The 3,711-nt window shown below is 68.0% G+C and carries 3 protein-coding genes and 2 pseudogenes; 2 read left to right on the top strand and 3 right to left on the bottom strand.

The window, feature by feature from the left end; translation table 11 throughout:
* Positions 1 to 95, top strand: a pseudogene (locus RMN84_RS09670) (peptide-methionine (S)-S-oxide reductase); the annotation flags it as partial.
* Positions 96 to 189: 94 nt separating this feature from the next.
* Here RMN84_RS09670 and RMN84_RS09665 read toward each other — a convergent pair.
* Positions 190 to 1,104, bottom strand: coding sequence for an L-threonylcarbamoyladenylate synthase (locus RMN84_RS09665; protein ID WP_309611962.1), 915 nt, complete (start codon positions 1,102 to 1,104; stop codon positions 190 to 192).
* Between the two features lie 46 nt (positions 1,105 to 1,150).
* Here RMN84_RS09665 and RMN84_RS09660 point away from each other — a divergent pair, with 46 nt between their 5' ends.
* Entirely contained in the window at positions 1,151 to 2,824 is a 1,674-nt protein-coding gene (locus RMN84_RS09660) for an acyl-CoA dehydrogenase family protein (protein ID WP_309611961.1), read from the top strand.
* Here RMN84_RS09660 and RMN84_RS09655 read toward each other — a convergent pair.
* Both RMN84_RS09655 and RMN84_RS09650 read right to left on the bottom strand, forming a co-directional pair.
* Positions 2,821 to 3,176 (bottom strand): annotated as a pseudogene (locus tag RMN84_RS09655) (GntR family transcriptional regulator). The gene RMN84_RS09660 and the pseudogene RMN84_RS09655 sit on opposite strands and share 4 nt — an antisense overlap.
* Positions 3,177 to 3,214: 38 nt before the next feature.
* The coding region (locus RMN84_RS09650; protein ID WP_309611960.1) for a nitroreductase at positions 3,215 to 3,711 on the bottom strand (497 nt) is incomplete at its 5' end.

The raw sequence follows: 3,711 nt of genomic DNA, 5'->3' as shown, positions 1-3,711 counted from the left end.
GCCAGCGCAACCCCTACTGCCTGGCGACCATCCCGCCGAAGCTGGCGAAATTGCGCAAGAGCCAGTTGAAGCTGAAAAGCGACGTTAGCGCTTAATAGTCGAGCGAACATATCTTCGTCATCCCCGCGAAAGCGGGGACCCAGCGCAAACAAGGAAAGACTGGGTTCCCGCTTTCGCGGGAATGACGATTTATTTTGGAGCCGCCGCGCGCTTCAATCGGTCCCTGATTGCTGCCGCAAGACCGTCACCCGGTACCGGTGCCACTGCGATGCTGGGCGCCGATGAAGCGTCGGCCTGGTGAAGCAAGTCGAACAACCGCGCCGCTGCTTCGACCGGATCGCCCGACAGGCTAAGCGACGCATCGCCCGTCACAGTGCCAAACCCAATGTGGAACTCGTCATCTGCGGCAGTGATTGCTTCCAACCGCAAAGGCTTCGACGGCGCGTAGTGGCTGGCTAGCTGGCCGGGTGCTTCGATTGGTCCACTAGCCTGCTCCGCCGCATCGACCTCGATCGGTCCCCGGCGCAGCAGCCGCAACGGCCCGCCGGTCGCGGCGACGATCGTGCTCTCGATCCCGCGCTCGCATGGTCCGCCGTCGATGATCAGCGCGATGCGGTCGCCGAGGCTGGCCAGCACATGCCCGGCCCGCGTGGCGCTGATCTTGCCACTCGCGTTGGCCGAAGGGGCGGCGAGCGGCATGCCCGTTGCGGCGAGGAGAGCCTGCATCGCCGGGTGCGCCGGGACGCGCAGGGCGATGGTCGCGAGGCCAGCCGTCACCAGCGCCGCGATCCCGGCGTCCGCGCGCAACGGTACGACCAAGGTCAGCGGCCCCGGCCAATGCTGCTCAGCCAAGGCCCGCGCCGCCGCGTCGAACACGCCAATCCGTTCCGCCGCCGCTTGGGTAGCGACGTGGACGATCAGCGGGTTGAAGTTCGGGCGGCCCTTGGCGGCATAAATGCGCGCCACCGCCTCGCCATTGGTCGCATCCGCCGCCAGCCCGTAAACCGTCTCGGTCGGCATCGCCACCGGCTGGCCCTCGGCGATCAGCCGCGCGGCGCTCGCAATTCCATCCGAATTTGCAGGGAGAATGGCTGGCGGGGGCATGGCGTGGCGGCTATAGCCCCGGCCGTCACAAGCCAAGGAAAACCGCATGAGTCTCGCCTGCCCCGTTCGCGACCAGCGCCTGGTCCTCGAGCAGGTCGTGCGCATCGCCGAACTGGCCGCAACCGAGCGTTTCGCCGATGCGACGGCGGAAACGGTCGACGCGGTGCTCGACGGCGCGGCGCAGTTTGCGGAAGGGCAGTTCGCCCCTCTCGACCGGATCGGGGACACGGTTGGCGCGCGCTGGAGCGATGGGGTGGTGACCATGCCCGAAGGCTACAGGGCCGCCTATGCCGCTTTCGTCGAGGGCGGCTGGATGACGCTGGCCGCGCCGGTCGCGGCCGGCGGGCAGGGGTTGCCGCTGGCGCTGTCGGCGGCGCTGATGGAGGATCTGAACGCCGCCAACGTCGGCTTCGCACTCTGTCCGATGCTGAGCATGGGCGGCATCGAGGCATTGGAGGCGCATGGTTCGGACGCGCAGCGGGCCGACGTGCTTCCGAAGATCGTCAGCGGCGAATGGTCGGCGACGATGAACCTGACCGAGCCGCAGGCCGGCAGCGACGTCGGTGCGCTCAAGACCCGCGCGGTACCGGTCCCGGACGGATCGTGGCGCATTACGGGCACGAAGATCTACATCACCTACGGCGAGCATGATCTGGCCGGGAACATCGTTCACCTGGTTCTCGCCCGCACGCCCGGCGCGCCGGAGGGAACGCGCGGCATCTCGCTGTTCCTGGTGCCCAAATTCCTTGCCGACGGCAGCCGCAACGACGTTCGCTGCGTCTCGATCGAACATAAGTTGGGCATTCACGCCTCGCCGACCTGCGTCATGGCGTTCGGCGACGGTGGCGAGGGGGCGACCGGATGGCTGATCGGCGCGGAAATGGCCGGCATGAAGGCGATGTTCACGATGATGAACAACGCCCGGCTCAATGTCGCGCTGCAGGGCGTCGGGATCGGCGAGCGGGCGACCCAGCGGGCGGTGGCCTATGCGCTCGACCGCCGCCAGCACGGTCGCGCCATCGCCGATCATCCCGATGTGCGGCGGATGCTGCTGCGGATGCGCGCGCTGACCAATGGCGCGCGGGCACTGACCTATTATGCGTTCGGGCAGCTCGATCGGAAGGCGGCGGGCGACCATGAGGCGGGGCTTCGCGCGGAGGTGCTGACCCCGCTGGCCAAGGCGTGGGCGACCGACATCGGCTGCGACATCGCGAGCATCGGGATCCAGGTTCATGGCGGCATGGGCTACGTCGAGGAAACCGGCGCGGCGCAGCATCTGCGCGACGCGCGCATCGCCCCGATCTACGAAGGCACCAACGGGATTCAGGCGGCGGATCTGGTCGGGCGCAAGCTGGGGCTCGACGGCGGCGCGGCGTTCGACGCGCTGCTCGCCGACATCCGCGCCGAGATTTCCAATCCGCGCCTGATGACTCTTGCGGATGCGGTCGAAGTAATTGCGGTGGCGATGCGTGCCACCGGGGCGGACGACCGCAATGCCGGCAGCGCGCCGTTCCTGACGATGTGTGCGGTGCTGGTTGCGGGATGGTTGCTGGAACGCACGGCGCGCGCGGCGGTCGGTGACGGCGAGTTCGACCAGCGCACCCGCGCCGCATCCGATTATTTCGGCGCGGTGGTGGTCGGTGAGGCGATCGGCCTGGCGGGGGCAGCGGGTTATGGGATGGAAGCGTTGACGTCGGCAGGGGCGGCCGCGCTGGCCTAAGCCTTCTCGCCCTCGATCAACTCGCCCGGATCGATCCCCAGCCGCGCCATGCGTTCACGAATGGCGGGCCACTCGCTGGTCATGAACCGGTCGCGTTCGGATTCGCGCAGGCGGGCGCGGGCACCCGGCGCGACGAACATGCCGATGCCGCGCTTGACCAGCACCAATCCCTCGTCCTGGAATCCCTGATAGGCTTTGGCCACGGTCAGCGGGTTGGCGCCTTCCTCCACGGCCAGCGTGCGGACCGACGGCAGGGGGTCGCCGTCGTTGAACCGCCCGGCAGAATCGCGTCCGAAATCACCTCGCGCAGACGCACATAAACCGGTTTTTCGTGAGTCGAGCGAAGCGTCATGCTGTTGTAATACAGCACGGCGCATGCGATAGCAATTGTCACACCGCAGGCGGGGACCATGCGCTCACGACCTGCGTCACCTCGGGACGGGGCCGCTCCTCCAGCGGCCGACCGGGCGAACCGAGGAAGAAAAAACCGGCAATTCGCTCGCCCGGCGCGCACAGGGCCGCCGCAACCATCGGCGAGTACGTCGGCCAGCCGGTGATCCACCCGCCGACGTAGCCCATCGCATGGGTCGCCAGCAGCAGGTTCATCGCCACCGCGCCGACTGATAGCTCCTGCTCCCACAGCGGGATCTTGTGGTCGGCGATGGCGGCGGAAATCAGGACGACGAGCGACGGCGCCTGGTGCGCGAACTCGTCGGCCTTCTCCTGCTTGAGGCGTGGCGCATCGGGGTCTTCGGCCGCCAGCGCCCGCTGGAGCAATGTCGCAAGGGCATCGCGCTGCTCCGCCCCAATCGTCACGAACCGCCACGGGAACAGCTTGCCATGATCGGGCACGCGCGCCGCCAGCGCCAATATCTCCGCCAACTCCG

This window comes from Sphingomonas sp. (assembly GCF_031380695.1).
Lineage (GTDB): Bacteria > Pseudomonadota > Alphaproteobacteria > Sphingomonadales > Sphingomonadaceae > Sphingomicrobium.
This window is presented reverse-complemented; position numbering and strand designations above follow the sequence as displayed.